This window comes from Acinetobacter calcoaceticus, from assembly GCF_016508255.1.
Taxonomy (GTDB): Bacteria; Pseudomonadota; Gammaproteobacteria; order Pseudomonadales; family Moraxellaceae; genus Acinetobacter; species Acinetobacter calcoaceticus_E.
The window spans coordinates 95,830-118,163 of record NZ_JADVKT010000003.1; the positions used below are offsets into that span (position 1 = coordinate 95,830).

The 22,334-nt window shown below is 39.7% G+C and carries 22 protein-coding genes and 1 pseudogene; 12 read left to right on the forward strand and 11 right to left on the reverse strand.

What is annotated here, in order from left to right; translation table 11 throughout:
• Positions 1 to 83: 83 nt before the first annotated feature.
• Positions 84 to 1,295 (forward strand): magnesium transporter CorA family protein, encoded by a 1,212-nt coding sequence (locus I5515_RS08080; RefSeq protein WP_199965629.1) that lies wholly within the window; start codon positions 84 to 86, stop codon positions 1,293 to 1,295.
• Positions 1,296 to 1,524: 229 nt separating this feature from the next.
• Here I5515_RS08080 and I5515_RS08085 read toward each other — a convergent pair whose 3' ends face one another.
• The 6 genes from I5515_RS08085 to I5515_RS08110 all read right to left on the reverse strand — a co-directional run bounded on the left by I5515_RS08085 (position 1,525) and on the right by I5515_RS08110 (position 8,908).
• Positions 1,525 to 1,854, reverse strand: a complete 330-nt coding sequence (locus tag I5515_RS08085) for a chaperone modulator CbpM (RefSeq protein WP_199965631.1) — start codon at positions 1,852 to 1,854, stop codon at positions 1,525 to 1,527.
• 11 nt (positions 1,855 to 1,865) lie between these two features.
• Complete coding sequence (locus tag I5515_RS08090; RefSeq protein WP_199965633.1) at positions 1,866 to 2,822, reverse strand: DnaJ C-terminal domain-containing protein; 957 nt, start codon at positions 2,820 to 2,822, stop codon at positions 1,866 to 1,868.
• Positions 2,823 to 2,968: 146 nt separating this feature from the next.
• Positions 2,969 to 3,580, reverse strand: a complete 612-nt coding sequence (locus I5515_RS08095; RefSeq protein WP_199965635.1) for a LysE family translocator — start codon at positions 3,578 to 3,580, stop codon at positions 2,969 to 2,971.
• Between the two features lie 136 nt (positions 3,581 to 3,716).
• A complete protein-coding gene (gene hslO, locus I5515_RS08100; protein WP_199965638.1) occupies positions 3,717 to 4,592 on the reverse strand; it encodes an Hsp33 family molecular chaperone HslO in 876 nt (291 codons plus the stop codon).
• A gap of 166 nt (positions 4,593 to 4,758) precedes the next feature.
• Entirely contained in the window at positions 4,759 to 6,603 is a 1,845-nt protein-coding gene (locus I5515_RS08105) for a monovalent cation:proton antiporter-2 (CPA2) family protein (protein WP_199965640.1), read from the reverse strand.
• 76 nt (positions 6,604 to 6,679) lie between these two features.
• Positions 6,680 to 8,908: a primosomal protein N' gene (locus tag I5515_RS08110; RefSeq protein WP_199965642.1), complete on the reverse strand. Its 2,229-nt coding sequence runs from the start codon at positions 8,906 to 8,908 to the stop codon at positions 6,680 to 6,682.
• A gap of 148 nt (positions 8,909 to 9,056) precedes the next feature.
• On the opposite strand from I5515_RS08110, the gene gspF reads away from it, so the two are divergent.
• The 3 genes from gspF (at position 9,057) to I5515_RS08125 (ending at position 11,485) form a co-directional block, all read left to right on the forward strand.
• Entirely contained in the window at positions 9,057 to 10,262 is a 1,206-nt protein-coding gene (gene gspF / locus I5515_RS08115; protein ID WP_199965644.1) for a type II secretion system inner membrane protein GspF, read from the forward strand.
• 23 nt (positions 10,263 to 10,285) lie between these two features.
• Complete coding sequence (gspG, locus tag I5515_RS08120) at positions 10,286 to 10,870, forward strand: type II secretion system major pseudopilin GspG (RefSeq protein WP_199965647.1); 585 nt, start codon at positions 10,286 to 10,288, stop codon at positions 10,868 to 10,870.
• Between the two features lie 270 nt (positions 10,871 to 11,140).
• On the forward strand, positions 11,141 to 11,485 hold the full coding sequence (locus tag I5515_RS08125) for a hypothetical protein (RefSeq protein ID WP_199965649.1): 345 nt from the start codon (positions 11,141 to 11,143) through the stop codon (positions 11,483 to 11,485).
• A 64-nt stretch (positions 11,486 to 11,549) separates the two neighbouring features.
• Here the strand turns inward: I5515_RS08125 and I5515_RS08130 are convergent, their stop codons facing one another.
• The gene (locus I5515_RS08130; RefSeq protein WP_199965651.1) at positions 11,550 to 11,810 is read right to left on the reverse strand and encodes a DUF2798 domain-containing protein; all 261 of its coding nucleotides are present in this window, start codon (positions 11,808 to 11,810) and stop codon (positions 11,550 to 11,552) included.
• A 232-nt stretch (positions 11,811 to 12,042) separates the two neighbouring features.
• Between I5515_RS08130 and I5515_RS08135 the strand changes: the two are divergent.
• Positions 12,043 to 12,380: pseudogene (locus I5515_RS08135) on the forward strand (tRNA-binding protein).
• A gap of 1 nt (position 12,381) precedes the next feature.
• Here the strand turns inward: I5515_RS08135 and lnt are convergent.
• Both lnt and I5515_RS08145 read right to left on the reverse strand, forming a co-directional pair.
• A complete protein-coding gene (gene lnt / locus I5515_RS08140) occupies positions 12,382 to 13,941 on the reverse strand; it encodes an apolipoprotein N-acyltransferase (protein ID WP_199965654.1) in 1,560 nt (519 codons plus the stop codon).
• Positions 13,938 to 14,777: an HlyC/CorC family transporter gene (locus I5515_RS08145; protein ID WP_199965656.1), complete on the reverse strand. Its 840-nt coding sequence runs from the start codon at positions 14,775 to 14,777 to the stop codon at positions 13,938 to 13,940. The genes lnt and I5515_RS08145 overlap by 4 nt, the downstream gene beginning before the upstream one ends.
• Positions 14,778 to 14,962: 185 nt before the next feature.
• Between I5515_RS08145 and tusA the strand changes: the two genes are divergently transcribed.
• Both tusA and I5515_RS08155 read left to right on the forward strand, forming a co-directional pair.
• Positions 14,963 to 15,220 (forward strand): sulfurtransferase TusA, encoded by a 258-nt coding sequence (gene tusA / locus I5515_RS08150; protein WP_199965658.1) that lies wholly within the window; start codon positions 14,963 to 14,965, stop codon positions 15,218 to 15,220.
• A 139-nt stretch (positions 15,221 to 15,359) separates the two neighbouring features.
• Positions 15,360 to 15,740, forward strand: a complete 381-nt coding sequence (locus I5515_RS08155) for a hypothetical protein (protein WP_199965660.1) — start codon at positions 15,360 to 15,362, stop codon at positions 15,738 to 15,740.
• Between the two features lie 45 nt (positions 15,741 to 15,785).
• Here I5515_RS08155 and I5515_RS08160 read toward each other — a convergent pair whose 3' ends face one another.
• Positions 15,786 to 17,498 carry an electron transfer flavoprotein-ubiquinone oxidoreductase gene (locus I5515_RS08160; protein WP_199965662.1) on the reverse strand — a complete coding sequence of 571 codons (1,713 nt, stop codon included), beginning with the start codon at positions 17,496 to 17,498 and terminating at the stop codon, positions 15,786 to 15,788.
• A gap of 187 nt (positions 17,499 to 17,685) precedes the next feature.
• Between I5515_RS08160 and I5515_RS08165 the strand changes: the two genes are divergently transcribed.
• The 5 genes from I5515_RS08165 to I5515_RS08185 all read left to right on the forward strand — a co-directional run bounded on the left by I5515_RS08165 (position 17,686) and on the right by I5515_RS08185 (position 22,090).
• Positions 17,686 to 18,297, forward strand: a complete 612-nt coding sequence (locus I5515_RS08165) for a DUF1285 domain-containing protein (RefSeq protein ID WP_199965664.1) — start codon at positions 17,686 to 17,688, stop codon at positions 18,295 to 18,297.
• 45 nt (positions 18,298 to 18,342) lie between these two features.
• Positions 18,343 to 19,209, forward strand: a complete 867-nt coding sequence (murI, locus tag I5515_RS08170) for a glutamate racemase (RefSeq protein WP_199965666.1) — start codon at positions 18,343 to 18,345, stop codon at positions 19,207 to 19,209.
• Between the two features lie 118 nt (positions 19,210 to 19,327).
• Positions 19,328 to 20,332: a DUF4062 domain-containing protein gene (locus I5515_RS08175; protein ID WP_199965668.1), complete on the forward strand. Its 1,005-nt coding sequence runs from the start codon at positions 19,328 to 19,330 to the stop codon at positions 20,330 to 20,332.
• 73 nt (positions 20,333 to 20,405) lie between these two features.
• Complete coding sequence (hemH, locus tag I5515_RS08180) at positions 20,406 to 21,422, forward strand: ferrochelatase (protein WP_199965670.1); 1,017 nt, start codon at positions 20,406 to 20,408, stop codon at positions 21,420 to 21,422.
• Positions 21,423 to 21,445: 23 nt separating this feature from the next.
• A complete protein-coding gene (locus tag I5515_RS08185; protein ID WP_199965672.1) occupies positions 21,446 to 22,090 on the forward strand; it encodes an MBL fold metallo-hydrolase in 645 nt (214 codons plus the stop codon).
• Here I5515_RS08185 and I5515_RS08190 read toward each other — a convergent pair.
• The gene (locus tag I5515_RS08190) at positions 22,087 to 22,281 is read right to left on the reverse strand and encodes a DNA gyrase inhibitor YacG (protein WP_199965674.1); all 195 of its coding nucleotides are present in this window, start codon (positions 22,279 to 22,281) and stop codon (positions 22,087 to 22,089) included. The two genes, I5515_RS08185 and I5515_RS08190, sit on opposite strands and share 4 nt — an antisense overlap.
• Positions 22,282 to 22,334 lie beyond the last annotated feature (53 nt).

The following is a 22,334-nucleotide window of genomic DNA, read 5'->3' on the forward strand; positions in this document are numbered from 1 at the left end:
GTTCTAGTGACATGAAAAAGTCCGCTTGATGCGGACTTTTTTTATGGCATGATGCAAGTAATACAAAAACAGATCGTTGTGGTATGCAGGTTTATTACTTTTATCGTCATCAAGCTGAAGGCTATGTCTTTTTAAGCCGTGAACGGCATAGTGAGCATGTTCTGGAGTTTTTCTGGATTGATAGTGTCAGAACGGATGTGGTTAACCATAACGAAGAATGGCAACAAGAGATTCAAAAGCTTTCAGGCGTAGTTATTAATGAATTTCATATGCGGGATATTGCCAATATTGAACATCCCTGTGCATTTGATACGCTTGAAGAATATGACCTATTAATTTTTAAGAAACTGGTCACACCTGATGATGAAATTAAACATGCAGAATCACAAGATAGTGTTTTTGGTTTAGCGACGACACCCATTAGTTTTATTTTGACGCCTGATGTGCTGATTAGTGTACGTGAGCAGGGGAATAAGTCGATTGAAAACTATATTCAACGTCTTGAAAATATTTTATGTAGAACTTTAGAAGAACAGAATAAAACCCGTAAATTACCCAATTCACCCGTTGATTTATCGTTACGGCTGTTAAACAGTATGGTTGATGGCTATCTTGATATCCGCTCACCATTGACGAGAAGAGTTGAGCATTGGCAACAACAGTTGTTACAGGGAAATCGCCGTTTTAAACAGTGGCACCAGCTATTTCATGAAAATATGGCCTTTCAACAGGTCGAAAATTTATGTGAAGAACAAATCGAGACTCTTCAAGAGTTTCGAGATGAAATTGTAGAAAATTATCATCATGTCGTTGGCGGACATATCCGTAGTTCTCAAGATATTTTACTGGTCCGTTTAAATGATTTAATGAGTCATGTTGAACGTATTCAGAAACATACTTTGCGGTTACGTAGCGCAATTCAGTCGGCAATTGATTTACATTTTTCTGCCATTGCCAATCAGACCAATGAGAACATGCGGATTCTGGCAATTATCACCGCAGTTTTTGCACCTCTTACTCTTTTAACTGGTATTTATGGAATGAATTTTGAATTTATTCCTGGTCTTAAATCACCCGTTGGTTTCTGGATTATGTTGGGGGCAATGTTAATTAGCACGATTCTTTTGCTGTACTATTTTTATCGACAGCACATGGTTGGACGTGGTGAAAAAAGTGTAATTGATTTGTTGGCCCAGCAACATCGTCAAGATCGGATGAATTTATTTTGGTTTTTGGAATATGAACCGATTAAGCAGACTGTAAAGGAATTGGAGAAGATTACTCGGTTGAAATAATTTTTTATTTTTACACGACGTAGTCTTCTCATTAATATATCAAATAGTTATAGCTAATTCGTTACTTTGGTTTCGCCCAAAGTAACCAAAGGCATTTGTCATCCTTAGAACCTGTTCACTACCAGCATCTAACTAATTTTATTGCAAAAACAATACTATTTAGATAATGGGTAGGTCAAGGATGACTTTTAGCTCAAGCTATACCTCGGAAAATATGATTTCAAAAAACTTAATGGAAATGCTTCAACTGTTTTCTAAGTTGTTGTACTTCATCAATCAAATCTAACATCACAGCAACTGCTGCCAAACTTGCATCAAAGTCACGTTGCAGACGATAAGCTTTACGAGCACGGGCAACATCTTCGCCCATAAACTGATGCACTTCAGGCGTATTGTCGACCGATAAAATGTCATATTCAATGAGCTGAATAATCCAGTCAGGGCTTTGACCACAAGCTTGAGCAAATTGTTGTAAGTCAAATGTAGATTGTTCATCAACGACCTCTGCACTAAAGGTATGGCCGTCATATACAATTTCTCGATAATGAATGGTTGTCATAATCTTGCTCCCTAATGAGATGAACGAGGTTCGAATGAAGCAAAGGCTTCAGCCAGTTGCTGATAGGCTTGTTTTTCTTTTTCAGAATGTGCAGGTGGGAATACAATATTTAAAATTAAATAAAGATGGCCTGGCGTTTTATTTGGTATCCCTTTGTCTTTTAAACGTAGCTGTTGTCCTTGTTTTGCATTGTGAGGTAAATTGACGTTTAAAGGTCCAGCTGGTGTTTTTACTTCAATACCTTGACCTAACGCAGCTTCCCACGGAGCTACATCTACAGTCAAATATACATCACTGCCTTCGACATGAACGCGGTCTGTATCTTTATACTGAATTTCAATATAAAGATCGCCGTTAGCACCGCCATTGATACCACTTTGTCCTTGCCCACTTAAGCGGATTTGCTGACCTTCTTTCATGCCTTTTGGTATTTTGACTTGAAGGGTTTTACGTTGAACCTCAGGTTCGCCATAAACATTCACCGTCGGAATTTGCAGGGTAATTTGTTGCGTTGATCCATGATAGGCAATGTCAAGATCGACCTCTATGCTGGCATGTTGGTCTTCACCGCGATAACTACGTTGTTGCCTTTGGTGTTGCTGTTGACCACCCCCAAATCCTGCACCAAAGCGCCCAAATAAATCTTCAAAACCGCTAAAGTCTGCTTGCTCACCACCTGTGAAGCCTTGGCGATAAAACTGTGCACCGTCAAAGCCACCTTGCGCGGCACCCTGACCAAAGTTATTAAAACCTTGTGGATGATCTAGCAGCTGGTCATATTCGGCTTTTTTTTCTGCATTGCTCAACGTGTCGTAGGCAACATTAATTGCCTGCATCTTTTCTTCTGCATCTTTTTCTTTGCTGATATCAGGATGATATTTACGAGCTAATTTTCGATAAGCTTTCTTAATTTCATCAGCAGAGGCTTTGCGTGTAACCCCTAATTCTTCATAATAATTTTTTGCCATAATGTTTTATCACGATGGTGTGGTTTATTTCATTATGAAACGATTTTTAGAGTTTTCAATAAGCTAGATTGTATAAGAGTTGTTCTATTGCAAAATAAAATTGATGGAAAGAGGTATAGATAAATGAAGGCTATACCCCTCATTATTTAGATGAAACTCTGATATAAACCGTACAGAGCAATAAGTAAAAGTAATACACCACATAGGCCTAATATTTTTGGATATAGATGACTGTTAGAAAGGCGGCGGAAGAATATATAAACCAGAGATAAAGTCACAAAGTCTAAAATAATCCATGTTAGGGTCAGTATGGTTAGACTTAAATTTAATTGGGGTGTAATAGAGACAAATTGCGGAAAGAAAGCCGAGAAAAAAATAATATCTTTTGGATTTGAAATACCAACGAGAAAGCCTTTTTTAAAGCCGCCATTTTGTGCGGAAACTGTTTGTATTGCTTCAGGATGAGGTGCCTGAATCACTTCTTTAATAATAGTAAAACCCAAATAACCAATATAGAGGCAGCCTAAAATACGAATAATATTGAGATAACTATCGTTAACACTAAGTACTCCCTTTAAAACGAGTACTGAAATAAAAATTAAGACAAGAGATGCTAAATTTGTACCAAAAATGGTTTCAAGTGCTTTTTTATAACCCCCTTTAAGTCCAGCGCTTGCAACTAAAATCATGACAGGACCAGGGGTGGCAATCATGATAACTACGCTAAAAATAAAGAGAAAATAATCAAAATAATTCATGGTATTTAAGCATCTTATTTATTAGGCTGTAAAGTGGCCTTATATTATCCTATTTAAAATAAAATATTGAAAACTATCATCAAAAGTACAGAGAAATAAAAAGGCGGTATATCCGCCTTGTTATAAATTTTAACGATTAACTCAAATGTTCGCCAAATAATGCTAAAGCTTCTTCAGCAGTAAAGGTGTATTGAGTATTACAGAACTGACAATCCATACGAATAGGGTTCTGTTCTTCTAATGTTTCATGAACAGCATCTACACCAATTTGAATCAGCGCATTTGCACAGCGTTCTTTTGAACATGTACAGCCAAATTTTAGTGCTTCAATTTCTGGTAAACGAACTTCTTCTTCGTTATATAAACGATATAAGATTTCGTTGGCGTCTAAATTGGTAAGCTCTTCAGCTTTTAATGTTTCAGTCAACATGGTCAAGCGTGGCCATAAATCTTCATCGACTAATTTTTGCTCTTCTTCATTGTGGCGTGGTAAAAGCTGAATGAGTAAACCACCAGAGCGTTTGGTCGTACTCGCTAACACAATGCGAGTTGGAATTTGCGCAGACAAATCATAATACTGCATCAAGCATCCCGCTAAGGTTACTTGGTCAAGCGGCACAATCCCTTGATAACGTTCGCCAAATTCCGGTTCGATATTAATAAATAAAACTGGGTTAACTAAAGCGCCGAGAACTGTGCTGCTGTCTGTTGCTTCAATAAAGCGTGGATCTGTTTCGTAATCGGCTAGAGCACGAACTTCTCCTAAATGGTTACATTCAGCCATTGCCCACTTAAAAGTGCCGCTAGCCTGGATTTGCAAGCTGATACGGCCTTTGATTTTTAGTGTACTTGCAAGTAATGCAGTCGCACTCAACATTTCACCTAACAGAATTTTAACCGCAGGCATATAGTCACGTTGAGCTAAGATAGTTTGTAGTGCCTCTTCTAGATGAACTACTTCCCCACGAACCGGAAAGTTCTCAATATAAAAGCGTTGGCGTAAATCAGACATAATATTCTCCAGGGCCCTAAGCAGAGTATAACTATTTCGTTGTAATCAAGCTCAGGAAATGCAGCGAAGCCGCAAGCCGGACAGGGGCAGCTTGTTGATGCCCATTGTCCAATTATTTAGGTAATGTGAATAAGTCCTTAATATAGCCATTTTTTGAAATCTCAAGTTATTCTAGATGATCTCGTGTAATGTCGATGCGATTTGGTTGTAAATGACGCTTTAAATTCACATCGTGTTTTGAAGTGGCTTGTTGCTGCGCATCACTTTCAAACAAGTGCTCAAGTTCGGCTAAAGCATTACGATGAGTTTCGAAGATCTTCTGTTCATCAGTATAAATACTTTGCTGTTGTATGAGCAATTTCTCATCATAATCTCGAAAGATCTCGATATTGTTATAGGCTTGTTCATCAGAGATGCCGAGTTCTCGTAAAGCACGATAAGCCATTCCTAATGATGATAAATAAGTCTCACGCCAAATGTATTCAACACCTACATCTCTTAAAAGATGTACATGGTGACGGTCACGAGCACGAGCCAATATCCTTAAGTTTGGATAATTTAATCTGAGATGACGCGCCACATTCATTGAATCTTCAACATCATCAATCGCTAAAATAAATACTTTGGCTTTTTCGATACCCGCAGAGCGGAGTAAATCTGGTTGGGTCACATCACCATAATAAAGTTTACCGCCGTATCGTCGTACAAAGTCGACTTGGTGCAGATTGTTATCAATTGCAGTGAATCCAAGATGTTGCAGACGGGCAATACGCGCAATAATTTGTCCAAAACGACCAAAACCAGCAATGATAATCGGGTTTTCTTGCTGAGGAATTTCATCGTACTCAGGCGGACGTTCTTTATTAAAAATTGGAATGATCTTGTGTGCCATAAACCAGTAAATCACTGGTGTGAGTACCATCGACAAAGTCACAATAAGCGTGACAGGTTCTAATAAAGCTTCGGTTAAAATCTTCTCACTTCTTGCAAGGCTCAAAATCACAAAAGCAAATTCACCACCTTGAGCTAAACAAGTCCCTAATAACAAGCTGTTGTTCCAACTGTATTTTTTATAGCGGGCAATTGCGGTCAATATCAGTGTTTTGATGAGCAATAAGCCAATTGCTCCACCAATAATAAGCAACGGCATTTCAATGAGGAGTGACAGTTGAGTGGTCATACCCACTGTCATAAAGAATAAGCCAAGGAGTAAGCCTTTAAACGGTGCAATACTGGCTTCAACTTCGTGACGAAATTCTGAATCTGCTAATAATACACCTGTGAGGAACGCGCCTAATGTTGTGCTAATTCCTAAAGTATCCATAAGCAAAACAACAGCAAGAATAATAAATAATCCTACCGCCGTAATGAGTTCAGTTGCTCCACTTTTGGCAACAAAACGGAAAAACGGACGCATCACATAGCGACTAAACAGAAATAGGCCAGTGAATGTTGCGATAATAGCCGCAAAATAAGCGACCCCATGATGGGTTGATTCTGTTCCTGCAAGTAATGGAATGATTGCAAGTAATGGAATCGCCGCTATATCTTGAAAGAGCAAAATTGAAAAAGACTGCTGACCATAGGTCGTGTTGAGTTGCTGTTTCTCAGTCAAAAGTTGTAATACAAAGGCTGTAGAAGATAGTGCCAGCGCAAAACCAATCACAAAGCTTACAGAAAGCTGCTGCTTAAATAGGAAGAGGACGATCAGCATAAGAACGCCACCGCTAATAAGAACTTGCAGACTTCCCATTACAAAAATGGAGTCACGCATTTCCCATAACCGTTGTGGTCTTAGTTCTAAACCAATCAGGAACATCAATAAAATGACACCGAATTCGGCAAGTTCCATAATTGCTTCAGGGTCGTGAGCAATATTTAAAACACTAGGACCGAGAAGTATCCCTGTAAATAAATAACCTAAAACTGTTGCAATCCCTAGGCGTTTGCCAAGAGGGACTAAAATCAGAGAAGCTCCAAGAAAGATAGTTGCTTGCAGTAGGAATGACATCCATTGCCTCGAATGTATTAGTCTCTTTTAAGTGTAAAACGAAAAAGACGTCTTCACACCATGATATTCAAATCATCTAATTAAATTCTTGCGGATCGACATCAATTGATAGCCTGAGTTGATGCTGTCTTGGGGCATGAACCAATTGAGACCACCATTGTCTTAAGTAAAAATGTAGGCGAGCACGGTCAGCAGATAAAATCACCATATGGGCACGGTAGCGTCCCGCTTTACGTTCCATCGGTGCTGGAATAGGTCCCCAAATATCAACAATCTCACCTGCAACTTGGCGAAGTTGCTCAGCAGCTTCATTTAAAAAATGCAAAGTATAGTCGCGATCTTTCGACTCTGCACGTATGAGTACTGCATAGCGATAAGGCGGTAGCAAAGCAACTTTACGTTCAGCCAATGTTTGTTTGGCAACCGCGCGATAATCCTTTTCAATTAAAGTGGTGAGTAATGGATGATCAGGTCTTAATGTTTGTAAATAAACATGGCCTTTGTGTTCACCACGGCCTGCACGACCAGCGACTTGTACAATCAGTTGCGCCGTACGTTCTGGCGCACGGATGTCTACGCTGAGTAAACCTGCATCAATATCTAAAATGGCAACCAAGGTCACATGTGGGAAATGGTGACCTTTTGCCAACATTTGGGTGCCGAGTAAAATTGTTGGTTTATTTTGATGAATACGGTCATAGATTTTTTGCCAGCTCCCGACACGACTCGTACTGTCACGATCAACCCGAATCACTTCATGATCTGGAAATAATTCTTGTAAGTGTTCTTCAACCTTAGCTGTTCCTGCGCCTAAAGTTTTTAAACTCTTTTGCTGACATTCGGGGCAATGATCTGGCAAGCGATGAATGGTGCCGCAGTGGTGACAATGTAAATAGGAATAGGGTTGAGTGTGTAAAGTAAAATGTGCATCACAATGCGGACAGTTTGCTTGCCATCCACAGCTTTCACAGACCAGTACTGGTGCATAGCCACGACGGTTTAAAAAGATTAAAACCTGTTCTTTTCTAGCCAATGTATGTTTAATTTGTTCAATAAGAGGCTGGCTAATTCCATGCTGTTTTTTGACAATTTTAAGGTCAATCAAATGCATTTTTGGCAAAAGCGCATGGCCTGCACGCTGGTTGAGCTGAAGCGCTGTTAACTTACCAGTTTCGACCAAGTAATAACTATCAATACTCGGTGTTGCCGAACCTAAAATAACAGGGCAGCCCTGTAAGTGACCTCGATAAAGCGCAACATCACGCGCATGGTAACGGAAACCTTCTTGTTGTTTATAAGATAGATCGTGCTCTTCATCTAAAATGATTAAACCTAAACGTGGCAGTGGCGTATAGATGGCTGAGCGTGTCCCTAAAATAATAGATGCTTTTCCAGTCTGTGCTTGTTGCCATGCTTGTAAGCGTTTGGAGTCATTTAAGCCAGAGTGCAATAAAGCAATATCACAATTAAAACGAGACTTAAAACGGGAAATAGTTTGAGGGGTTAAACCAATTTCTGGTACTAAAACCAGTACTTGTTTACCTTGTTTTAGCACCTCGTGCATGATGTGCAAATAAACTTCAGTTTTACCGCTACCTGTTAAACCATCTAGCAAAAATGCTTGGTATTGATGCTGGGCTTTAATGACATGTTGAGTCGCTTGCTTTTGGTCTTCATTTAGCGTGAGCGGCATTTGTGCCAATTGAACAGGTGCTGGGCTAAAGTCATGTGGTTCGAGCGTGCAGTCAACCAATCCTTTCTTTTGAAGTGCTTTAAGCGTTGCAGTTTCTACACCACTTAAATTCAGAATATTTTCTGTTGTTCCCGAAGGATGTAATTTTAAAATCTGATAAGCATCTTGTTGCTTCACCGAGCGTTTAAGCAGAGTTTCAACATCGTCACAGGGAATGATTTTCCAGAGATGGAACAAAACGTCCATCGGTTTGCCCTGACGCAGTATGGCTGGAAGGGCAGTTTGCATAACCTCGCCAATTGGAAATTGGTAATATTGTGCAGACCATGTCAATAAACTTAAAACTTGTTCATCTAAAATAGGTTCGTCATCTAAAAGTTCAGAAATGGCTTTAAGCTGAAATTTACCTGTAAACGGCTCATGTGGATTTACTTTTTCAGTAATGATACCAATCAGGTTTTGGCGTCCAAATGAAATGGCGACGCGTGAGCCTACATGGGCCAGTTCATATTGTGCTTCGGTGAGTGTATAGTCAAAAGTGTCGTACAGATGCACAGGTACGGCTATACGCACACGATAAACAACTGAATCAGGCTTTGGCGTTATGGTCATAGAGGCTCATTTCGTCAATTTTAAAAAACGGCATAGCGTCGTGAAGAGGACTTGGGTATTCTACACAGGCTATAGAACGAATATGAATGATTGCGTAGCATAGATGCAACAGCAGCGACTATTATTTTTGGAAAATTAGAACATTACCATGCCTGCATATCAATTTACTGCCATTGATGCTTCAGGGAAGCAGCAAAAAGGAGTGCTTGAGGGAGACTCAGCACGCCAGATTCGCCAACAATTACGCGATAAAGCATGGACACCAATTAGCGTTGACCCTGTTGAACAAAAAGATAAACACCAGAATCAGGGGTTATTCCAAAAAAAGTTCAGTGCTTATGATTTAGCGCTCATGACTAGGCAACTTTCTGTTTTGGTTGCAGCCGCAATTCCTCTAGAAGAAGCTTTACGTGCGGTGAGCAGGCAAAGTGAAAAACCACATGTGCAAAACCTTTTATTATCTGTGCGTTCTCGTGTTTTAGAAGGGCATTCACTCGCACAAGGCATGCAGCAGTCTGGACGGTTTCCTGACCTTTATGTTGCAACGGTCGCCGCAGGTGAGCGTTCGGGGCATTTAGATCTGATTTTAGATCAGCTATCGGATTACACCGAGAACCGTTTTGCCATGCAAAAGAAAGTTCAGGGTGCCATGATTTACCCGATCATTTTAATGCTGATGTCTTTTGGTATTGTGATGGGTCTAATGACTTATGTTGTGCCAGAGATTGTAAAAACATTTGACCAAAACAAAGATGCTCTACCGTGGATTACAGTCGTTTTAATGAAAGCCAGTGATTTTATCCGGCATGCTTGGGTGTTTATTATTATTTTTGCAGTTATGGGCGTTGTCGCATTCGTACGATTTTTAAAAACCACTGCTGGACATTATGCTTTTGATCGATTAACACTCAAATTGCCATTATTCGGTAAACTGTCACGTGGTATAAATTCTGCACGATTTGCCAGCACCTTGTCTATTTTGACCCGTTCCGGCGTACCTTTGGTCGATGCCTTAAAAATTGGGGCTGCAGTTACCAGTAACTGGGTCATACGTGATTCAATTGCCCATGCGGCTGAGCGTGTTACAGAAGGTGGTAACTTGGGCACACAGCTTGAGCGCAGTGGTTATTTCCCACCAATGATGGTACAAATGATTCGAAGTGGTGAGGCATCAGGTGAGCTCGACCGCATGTTAGAACGAGCATCGACCATGCAAGACCGTGAGGTTACAACATTTATTTCAACCTTACTGGCATTACTTGAACCGCTTATGCTGGTTTTAATGGCAAGCATTGTACTGGTTATTGTAATCGCGGTTATGCTGCCAATCGTAAATATGAACAATATGATTTAATAACTTTGATATTAGAGATAATGATGAAAGTAAAAAATATTCAAAGCGAAACAGCGATGGAACAACATAGTGAATCTGCGGTTTCAAATCAGTTTGAGCCAACATGCCATTCCGAGCATAGCTCTGTATTAAATGATTGCTCCTCAAGCGTAGCTTTCGGACTTGCGGCACGTTCGAGCGGTGCTCGAATGAAACGTGCCTCAGGCTTTACCCTCATTGAAGTCATGGTCGTAATTGTAATTTTAGGCGTGTTAGCAGCATTAATCGTACCAAATGTCATGGGGCGTAGTGAAAAAGCAAAAATTGATACCACCCAAATTACATTAAAAGGTGTGGCAGGTGCTTTAGATCAGTACAAGCTAGATAACGGACATTTCCCAACAATGCAAGAAGGTGGACTAGATGCTTTAGTTAATCAGCCTGCTACAGCGAAAAACTGGATGCCGGGTGGATATGTCAAAGGTGGTTACCCGAAAGACAGTTGGAAAAATGATATTCAATATGTGGTTCCAGGAAAAGATGATCGCCCATTCGATTTATATTCATTTGGCGCAGATGGTAAAGAAGGTGGCGATGGTAATAATGCAGATATCTATTATCAACCTTAATTAAAAATATAATAGAGATTATCAATTCGGTTAAAAATATAAACTGATAAGTGCGAATTGATAATCTTTCTTAATCCGAAAAAATATATTAACTGCATGAAAAACATAAATTAAAAAGTAATAACTATATTTGAGATTTATAATAAGAATTATTCCCATATTTAATAGTTACAAGAAAGTTAAAGTGTAGAGGAAAATAAGCTATATATTTAAAAGAAAGCTTTGCATAATAAATAAAAAGCACTTTATTAAATTAAAAGGAGAGATTAAATGAAAGCATTTCTCATATTAGATGAACTGACTCAGTTTCATTGGGTAATGCTCAAGTCTGTCCTATTGATTTTGGGTCTATTGCCAATCGCTGAAGTTTCATTAAAGTTATGGCTTAATACAGAGGGAAGTAGCCAAATTATGATTGGTTTCTTCGCATTAAGTATTGTGAGTGCATGGTTAATGGTAAGCTTCTTTACTGCATTAAAAGCGAGCGTCTGGCAAGCTAAACAAATATCCACTAAATATGAGCAATTGCTTTTTAAAGCCTATCGGTATGTGCCGATGGTTTTTTTATCGAGTTTAGTTGCATATTTATCTTTGCGGCTATCGATCGCTTTTTAATTATAATTTAAAACCAAATTTTTAAATAAAACGTAGATTGAATATCTACGTTTTATTTTTTTGTTTAAACAGGCTGTACCAATAGTGCCGTGATTTTACGGACGACAGGTAATACCAAAAGTAGTGTTGGAAAAGCAATTAACCAAGAAATTGCCCATGCAGACATCCAGACATAAATTGAAAATTCTTCTAATCCTAAACTTCGTAAAGTACTGACCATGGAAACTACAAAAGTCATAATGATGGATAGAAAAAAAGGTAAAACAATAGCTGTATAGCGACTTGGAAGCTTTTTAAAATTATATAAAGTTTTTGGGTTTTGCATTTTGACTCCGTAAACCAACAAACGCCAGTGCCGTTCAAAATATAAAAATATTTTGAACAAATAGCTCCAAGCATTGTTAGAAGTATGTTGGAACGTTGATTGACGTAAACGTTTACGGCTTTTTAATCAGCGGATTTAATTTAACATGAAATTTTCAAACTAAATATAAATAATTTATTTTTGAATATTATATATTTTTAATTTGAAAATTTAAGAATATGAGAAATACAAAGTGGAACAAATCGAGTGGAATGATTTTTAAAAGTAGAGCTTCGCGTGGGTAAAATTATTGAAGCTGAGGTTTTTGAAAAAGCGCGTAAACCTGCCTATATTTTGCATGTAGATTTTGGTGAAGAGTTAGGGATCCGTAAATCGAGTGCGCAGATTACTAAGCTTTATCAGCCACAAGATTTAATTGGTAAGTTAGTTGTTGCTGTGGTGAATTTCCCTAAAAAACAAATCGGACCTATTCAGTCCGAATGTTTAGTCACAGGGTTTCACAATGCAGATGGCGATGTGGCACTTTGTATCCCAGAGTTTGAAGTGCCTCTGGGTACAAAGTTATTGTAAGTTAGCGACGGGATTTAAAAGAAACGTCAACTTTACGTGGACGATAAACCCAACCTAAAACTAACAGTAATACCGCAAATCCTAAAACTGGATAATCACCTAGACGGTTATAAAGGGTTTGGCCTTGCATGGCAGGTAAATCGCCTCTCAAGACAAACTCTTTATCGATAGGTGCTTGCTCAGTGATATGACCATTTTGATCAATAAACGCTGTTACACCTGTGTTGGTTGCACGAATAAACCAGCGGCCATTTTCTTTCGCTCGCATTTGCACCATTTGTAAGTGTTGCCAAGGCCCAGCAGTACCCGTAAACCAAGCGTCATTAGATACAGTGACTAAGAAGTCGCTGTCTTCCGCATTGCGTCGGGTAAGGTTCGGGTAAGCCACTTCATAACAAATCGCAGCAGCAAGCGCGTGCCCTTTAATCATGAGTGGTTTCTGGTTGCTTTCACCACGTGAAAAACCGCTCATGCTAATATCATTTTGCATGGCTGGTAATACCCATGCGAGTAAACCCGATAAGGGAATATATTCACCAAACGGAACAAGACGCTGCTTTTTATAAAGACCGCTTGCATCGCTGCCAGAAGCCATAATGCTGTTGTAGTACAATGGGCTACCAGCTTGATGTGATTTCTCAACATCCCAATAAGGAATTCCGGTTACCCATGCCGTATGGGTCTTTTTAGCTTGTGCATCCATTGCGTCCAAAAATGGTTCGATGTCAGTTTGGAAGAGTGGAATTGAAGATTCAGGCCATACAATTAAGTCACGGCCCCATTCAGATTGAGTCAAACCAGCATAAATTTCTAATGTTCTGACTTGATATTCAGTCAACCATTTTAAATCTTGTGGAATGTTACCTTGAATGAGCGAAACGCTAAGTGGCTTAACCGTCTTAGGTTTTACAAACTGGATATATGATGCTCCCCACGCGCCCAAAACTAATAGGGCAGAAGGGATAACCCAGAAAATACGCTTACGCAAAACTTCAACTAAAGTACATGCTAATACAATGACAACGAAGGAAATTGCATAAATACCGAATAGAGGTGCATAACCATCGAGTAAACGTTCGGTAAAAGCGTAGCCTACAAACAGCCATGGGAAACCTGTAAATACCCAAGTTTTTGCCCACTCAAAAACAATCCAGAGTGGTGCAAAAGTAAGGGGCGTTTCAGGGAAGAAACGTCGGTAAACCCAAGTCTGAAATGCTGTAAATAAACCCATGACAAGGGCCATAACAGCAATCATACAAACACTTAGAAACGCATTGGTATCGCCATATACATGGATGGAAGTGTAGAGCCAAAAAGCTCCCACAAACCACAAACCAAAGCCATAGCTCCAGCCAATAGCAAATGCTTGTTTGGGTGAGCGTTTATGTAGTGATGCATAGAGTAGGGCTGGAGATAATATTGCCAACCACCACCAATAATAAGGTGCCAGTGAAAAACTGAATACGACACCTGAAAATAAAGCAATGAGTAAGGGAAAAATTAAAGGAAGCTGTTTTTGTTGTTGCGAAGAATCTAACAGCTTTTCAAAGTATGCTCTCATTGACGTACAGCTCGAATCAGATGAATGGTGCGGGCATCTGCTTCAATAATTGTAAATAACCAATTTTCAAGCTCAACAGTTTGACCTTGTAAATCACTTACCAGACCAATTTCTTGAAGTAATAAACCGCCGACAGTTTCTACTTCATCGTCAGAAAAATCAGCATCTAAAACAGTATTAAAATGTTCAATTGGTGTAAGTGCTTGCACCATCCATGCATTTGCTACCGTATGGTCATTGTCAGGAACAATGTACTGAGCATCTTCATCAGCAGTGTCATGTTCGTCTTCGATTTCGCCAACGATCTCTTCAAGAATATCTTCAAGCGTAACAATACCAGCTGTTGAACCATATTCATCAATCACAATAGCAATGTGAGTCTGAGTATGTTTCAGCATGCGTAGTACCTGATCGGAACGTGCACTTTCTGGAACAAATAAGGGTTGACGCATAAGAACTCGAATATCGACTTTAGTATTCGGTTCGGTTAGAAACGGCAACAAATCTTTTGCGAGCAAAATCCCGACAACATTATCAGGCTGATCAGAAGAGAAGACTGGAAAGCGTGAGTGAGCAGACTCAACCAGTACATCAAGAATATCAAGTAACTGATCATCTTCTTGCAAACTGATCATTGCTGTTCGTGGTGTCATGACTTCACGAATTTTTGTAGCGGGAAGGTCAAGAACACCTTCAAGCATGGCAACAGTATCTGGTTCTAAAAAGCGGCGTGAATTCTGGACTAATTTTAATAATTCATCACGGGTTTCTGGTGCTGTACCTAACCATTTTCGTAAGCCGCGCATTCCCCACGACGGACCTGGTTCCTCTTGCATGATCTTTCCTAAAGACTCAATCTATCAAATGAATACTTTGAATCATACCGAAGAAAAGATGCTTATGCATCTATAAAACCAGCTAAAAGACAAAACGCATATTGTTATGTAAAAGCCAGTTACAGTTAACAGGTCAGTAATCTGTTTATGCTAAAATGTGAAAATTCTATTTGTTCGAGTTTGTTATGTCAGAACAACTTATTTCACCTACTGTCCAACTCAATACGCGTGGTTTACGTTGTCCGGAACCTGTCATGATGCTGCATCAAGCCATCCGTAAATCTAAATCTGGAGAGGTGGTTGAGGTTTTCGCAACAGACAATTCGACTTCGTGGGATATTCCTAAATTTTGTATGCATTTAGGTCATGAGTTATTGTTGCAAGAAGAACGCTTAGATGAAAATGGTCATAAAGAATTTCATTATTTGGTGAAGAAAGGATAAAGGATAATAGAATAATAAGGCTTCTAATAAAGACGATTAGAAGCCATTAATAATTAAAATTTTATTTGAAATGATAATTTTTTACAAATAAGAATCGTTATATAATTTATAAAATTAAGTATATAAATGACGTATAAAAATGAATGATTATTTTGTGAAACGAAGCTTATTTATTTGTCTTTGGTTTTTCAGTATTGCTGGTTTATTAAATCTAGAAACCCCTTGGTTATCTGAAACTCTTGCCACCATTATTTTAGTTACTGTTATTATTTTGGGGTCAATTCTGTTGGGTTATAGAAATACATATTTTGCTCCCGAACCAAAAATAAAGATGAGTCTGATTTTGCATACAAGATTCATGGGGTTCATGTTAATTCTTGATTTATTGTTTGGTAAGTCAGTTTGGTATTTCGATTTAGCACGAAACTTTGGTTTTCTTGGTCTGTTTTTATTAGGCTCATTTATTTTCTATAAAAAGAACCTCAATTTAAACGTAGCAAAAATACCGCCTTTTCAATAAGCGAATTCCAATAAAAAAGCCCCGAATAATCGGGGCTTTTTTTTATTACATATTAGGGTAGTTTGGACCACCGCCGCCTTCTGGCGTTACCCATGTGATGTTTTGAGATGGGTCTTTAATATCACAGGTCTTACAGTGAACACAGTTTGCTGCGTTAATCTGGAAGCGTTTAGAGCCATCATTATCTTCCATGATTTCGTAAACACCAGCAGGGCAGTAGCGCTGTGCAGGCTCATCCCATTTCGGTAAGTTTACGTTCACTGGAATTGAAGGATCAGTAAGCTTCAAGTGAGCTGGCTGGTTTTCTTCATGTACAGTATTTGAGATAAACACAGAAGATAAACGGTCAAATGTAAGCTTGCCATCAGGTTTTGGATAGTTTGGCTTGAAGCTAGTTGCATCAACAGTTTTCAATACAGCGAAGTCTTGCTTCAAGTCATGTAAGGTGAATGGTACTTTAAAGACGTTTTGGTCGATAAAGTTAAATGCACCACCAATCCATTGACCAAATTTATGCATTGCTGGGCCAAAGTTACGAGAGTTATAAAGCTCTTCTTTTAACCAGCTGTTGTTGAATTTGTCAGTGTATGAAGTTAATTCTTTAGTGAATAAATCTTCACCTTCAGTAACGCGCGCAATCGCAAGGTCACCGCCTTTTTCTACACCAGCAGCAATCGCTTCAAATACAGCTTCACCACATAACATGCCTGATTTCATGGCAGTGTGTGAGCCTTTGATTTTTGCAAAGTTTAAGAAACCTGCGTCATCACCAATCAAGCAGCCGCCTGGGAAAGTCAATTTAGGCAATGAGTTGAAACCGCCTTTCACTACAGCACGTGCGCCGTAAGAAATACGTTTACCACCTTCTAAATACTGTTTAATCAGTGGGTGAGTTTTCCAGCGCTGCATTTCCATAAATGGATACATGTGTGGATTTTCATAAGACAAGTCCACAATCATACCCAAGGTTACTTGGTTGTTTTCAGCGTGGTATAACCACCAGCCGCCTGAAGAAGCTGTTTCAGCCAATGGCCAGCCTGCGCCGTGCATAACTAAGCCTGGTTTATGTTTTGCTGGGTCGATTTCCCAAAGCTCTTTAATCCCAATACCGTAGTGCTGAGGATCAACATTTTTATCGAGGTTATATTTTGCAATCAGGCGTTTGCCTAAGTGACCACGGCAACCTTCAGCAAAGAGGGTGTATTTAGCGTGAAGTTCATAGCCCGGAGTAAAGTTATGTGTTGGCTCGCCATCTTTACCAATGCCCATGTCACCGGTTTGAATACCTTTTACAGTACCGTCTTCATGGTAAAGCACTTCAGATGCAGCAAAACCAGGGAAGATAGAAACTTCTAGTTCTTCAGCTTTTTGGCCTAACCAGCGAACCACGTTACCTAAAGAGATGACATAGTTACCATCGTTATGCATGGTTTTAGGAACCATCCAGTGAGGTGCTTCTTTTGAGGTAGTGTCTGAAAGTAAAAAGAACGTTTTGTCTTCAGTAACTGGTACGTTTAAAGGCGCGCCTTCTTCTTTCCAGTTCGGGAAAAGTTCATTGATGGCACGTGGCTCAAGCACAGCACCAGACAAGATATGCGCACCTACTTCAGAGCCTTTTTCAACTACACAAACAGACAGATCGGGTAAGTTTTTTTCAATCGCTAATTGACGGATCTTAATCGCAGCAGATAGACCTGCAGGTCCTGCACCTACGATGACAACGTCAAACTCCATCGATTCACGTTCGATGTGTTCCATGTAGGACTCCTCAATACTTAAAGGTGGCAACCGTCATATTCAGAAAATTCGGTGCTGCCGTGAGTGTTTTAATCCATAGGCGCAAATATGCTATTGTGCCTTTTATCGTTTTGGCTAGTATAGGTTTAAACCATGATCTAGCCAATTGGCTGAGTCGTCATATTTTCTCGTCAGCAAGGCATAAACTATGGTAAATCAAAATAATTCCCCATCGGATATGGGAAAAATACCGTTATCTGATGATAAAAACTTAATGAACATTGCACAATACTTAAAAGATGTACAGCAAAGTCACAAAAGGTCAATTCCACCTTTAGAGCAATGGCATCCAAAGCATTGCGGTAAAATGGATTTAACGGTTAAAGCCAATGGAGAATGGTGGCACGAAGGTCAATTAATCAAGCGCCAAGCCCTATTGGATCTATTTACCAAAGTCCTATGGAAAGAAGAGGGTAAATTCTACCTGAAAACCCCTGTAGAACAAATTGAAATCGAAGTTGAAGATGAACCTTTATTAGTCAATCAGGTAGATCAAGTCGAAATTTCAGGTGATCAGTTTTTACAACTTACTACGACGAATCAAGATGTAATTCTGGTCAATGCTGAACATCCAATTTTTATGCGTGAATATGCAGGGGAATTGCGTCCTTATGTGCACGCGCGTTTTGGAATTAATGCACTTATTCAACGTCAAGCTTTCTATCATTTAGTGAACTATGGAACACTCATCGAAAATGATAAAGGTGAAACCGTTTTAGAGTTAAAAAGTGGTAATTTGCTCTTGCAATTAGGCACTTGAGGTTTAAGCTTTATAGAGTGAAATTTTCGACACTTCAGTACTGCCATGACCGCTATACAAGCCCTATTTACCGAGCTAAACCCTATGCCTAAAGCATCAGCAGATGCCCCTATTGGTATTTTTGATTCGGGAATTGGTGGAATGTCGGTTGCAGCAGAAATTGCCAGATATTTGCCAAATGAGCGGATTGTGTATTATGCCGATACAGCCTATGTGCCTTATGGGCCACGCTCTGATGAAGAAATTAGAGAGCTCACAGCACGTGCGGTTGACTGGCTATACCGTCAGGGTTGTAAAATTGCGGTTGTAGCATGCAATACGGCCTCGGCATTTAGTCTTGATCACTTGCGCGAACGTTATGGCGAACATTTTCCTATAGTGGGTTTAGTGCCTGCGTTAAAACCAGCAGTATTACAAACACGCTCTAAGGTGGTTGCGGTATTGGCGACACCTGCTACTTTTCGTGGGCAACTCATTAAAGATGTTGTTGAAAAGTTTGCTGTTCCGGCGGGTGTTAAAGTAATGACTTTAACCAATCTCGAACTTGTCCCTTGTGTGGAAGCAGGACAACAAATGAGTCTTGCATGTTTAACCGCATTGAAAGACGCTTTACAGCCCGCAGCTGAGCAAGGGGCTGATTATTTAGTGCTGGGTTGCACACACTATCCATTCTTAAATGAAGCCATCCATCATCTTTTTGATAACCAATTCACATTGGTTGATTCTGGTTTCGCAGTTGCACGACAAACAGCCCGTATTTTAATAAAAAATGAGTTATTATGTGACCAAATAGGTCAGAATGTTGCACGTATTGAATGTTATGTCAGTGGTAATAATGCGGATGCATTACAACCTGTTTTACAACATATGATTCCACAAGAGCTAACTTGGACATTGCATAACCTGAACTGATCATTTTTGTCATCATTCAGAACACATTATTTTTTATATTTATTTTTCTTATTTGGGGCGGTTCATAATCTTGGCTTATTGAGGCCATATAGAGATTATGGGGCGAAAGGGTATTGTTATGCTCGATACACGCTATCAGATTTTTATTTCAACATCTGGCCGCGATATGCAGCCAGAGCGAATGGTTTTGTCTCAAACTTTGGTGGGGATGGGTTTCTTTGCTTGGGGATTAGAACATCGAACACCTTTAACCACTACACTTGCACGTCGACAGATTGATGAATGTGATTATGTAATCTTACTTCTAGGAAGTCAGTATGGAGAACAATCGATTTCTGGGGTGAGTTATTTGTCTTTAGAATATGAATATGCATTAAGTCAGGCGAAACATATTATTGTGTTCATGCATGAACAGCCTGAAAATCGTGAAATAGATTTACAAGAAACACATCAACAACTTAAAGATAAATTTCTCGCATTTAGAAAAAAGTTATTACACGAAGCAAAGCATATTTTTTACTTTAAAACTCCACGTGAGTTAGAGTTGGCAATTCGTTTAAATATGCCTTTAATGGTGGAGCAACATGGGGGAGATGGCTGGGTTTCTGCTCATCAAGCTCATCAGTTAGTAGATGAAATTAAGCTATTAAAAAGTAAAATTTCGCAGTTAGAGCAGCGACTAGCCGAGCCTTCAACACAATTAACTGAAGTTGCGCCGCAAGATATTTTTGCATTTGAATATCAGATTCAAGCATTTCAAGATGGCAACTTTAAAGAGCTTAAACGACAGAGACAAATGACTTGGTCTCAGTTGTTGAGTGTGCTGGCAAAGTGCTTTGAAACAGCAATGCCAGAAGAAAATTTTGGAACTTGTCTGAATGAATATTTAAATCAGGCTGGCTTAGAAGATGCCCGTCAGGAATTACCAAGGGCACATGCTGTGGCTTGTGCGCAGATTAATCAGACCGCACTGTTTCGGATTAAAAAGCAAATGCAATCCCAAGGCTGGATTGTTCCAACCCAAACTGAACAACAATATCGTTTATGGAAAGTAACTGCTAAAGCTCAAAAGTTGCTACTCAGCTATAAATGGAGTCATCGGGGCACTCGATTAAAAGCTTAGAGCGATTCAATTTATATATGACAATGAAAACTGTTACATTAGTGTCATAAGATGAACTGAAAGGCATTTACACATGTCGTTTGAACAAAAACCGAAAGTTACTGTCATTTTAGCGAATTTAGGTACACCTGATGCGGCGACTGTTCCCGCAGTGCGCCGTTTTTTAAAACAGTTTTTATCAGATTCACGTGTCATTGAAATACCAAAACTGGTGTGGTGGATTATTTTAAACCTGTTTGTTTTGCCTTTTCGCCCAAAAAGAGTGGCGCATGCTTATGCCTCTGTGTGGTCAAAAGATTCGCCAATGCGAGAAATTGTGTTTGAACAAACCAAACGTGTGCAGGCTTATTTAGAGCGAGAAAATAAACAGTTTGATTTAACCGTTTTACCCGCAATGACTTATGGTCATCCGGGGATTGATGACGTACTAAAAAAATTGGCGGCTAATCCGCAAGAGCATGTCATTTTATTGCCATTATTTCCCCAATATTCAGCAACATCTACAGCGCCGTTGTACGACGCATTTGCCAAATGGATTCCAGCCCAGCGGAACCTGCCAGGCCTAACGATTATCAAAGATTATTATCAGCATCCTATGTTTATTCAGGCATTGGCAGAAAGCGTTTTAGCTTACCAAGAGCAGCATGGCAAACCTGAAAAACTGTTGATGTCATTTCATGGTATTCCCCAGCCGTATGCAGACAAAGGTGACCCGTATGCAGATCGTTGCCGCATTACTGCAAAATTGGTGGCCGAAGCCTTACATTTAAAAGATGATGAATGGGCGATTAGCTTCCAGTCACGTTTTGGAAAACAAGAGTGGGTCAAGCCTTATACCGACCAATTGTTGCAAGATTGGGCACAGCAAGGGGTTAAGTCTGTTCAAGTGTTAAGTCCTGCTTTTTCTGCCGATTGTCTAGAAACGCTTGAAGAATTAGCGATTCAAAATGCTGAGTTATTTCAGCAGGCGGGTGGCGGGAGTTACGCCTATATTCCTGCCCTAAATAGCGATCAGGCTCATATTGATTTGCTTGCAGGGTTAGTTCAGGCTAATCTTGATGCTCTTACTTATACCTTAGCCCACCGTTAATTGTGTTTTAGCCAGAGGTTTTTATGCTTCAAGTCAAAATTGTTCCAGTTACTGCATTTGCCCAAAACTGTTCCCTTGTTTGGGACAGTGAAACCAAAGAAGCAGTTTTGATTGATGCAGGCGGTGATGCTGCTGTTTTGAAAAAAGAAGTAGAAGCATTAGGTCTAAAAGTGAAGGCCCTTTGGCTGACTCATGGGCACTTAGACCATGCTGGAGCGGTGGGTGAGCTTGCCAAAGAATGGAATGTTCCAGTTATTGGTCCACATAAAGAAGATCAGTTTTGGTTAGACATGATTCAGGAAGTATCAGCGCGTTATGGCTTCCCAATTCCACAGCCCGTTAACGTCGATCAATGGCTTGAAGGCGGTGAGGTGCTAAAACTGGGTGAAGATGAGTTTGAAGTACGCTTTGCACCGGGTCATACACCAGGGCATGTTGTTTTTTATAATAAAAACCATGGTTTACTTTGGACGGGTGATGTTCTGTTTAAAGGTTCGATTGGACGAACAGACTTCCCGCGTGGAAACCACGATCAATTGATTGAATCGATTAAACGTGAATGTTTTAGTTTGCCAGATGATACTCAATTTATTTCTGGACATGGTCCGATGAGTACCATTGGCTATGAAAAAAAATTTAACCCGTTTGTAGCTGGTAAAGCAGGTTAATCCTCATAATCATCTTCATTTTGACTACCCTTGTTTTGCTGAGGAGCATCTTGGGTAGGCAATTTATACTCATCATTTGCCCACGCCCCTAAATCAATTAATTTACAACGTTCAGAGCAAAACGGACGAAATTCATTATCTTCCCAAACACTTGGTTCACCACAACGTGGGCAGGGGAATGTACGTGGCATAAAGCGATATCCTCAAAGTGAAGAGAAATAGATTAGGCAAAAGTCAGGTGACT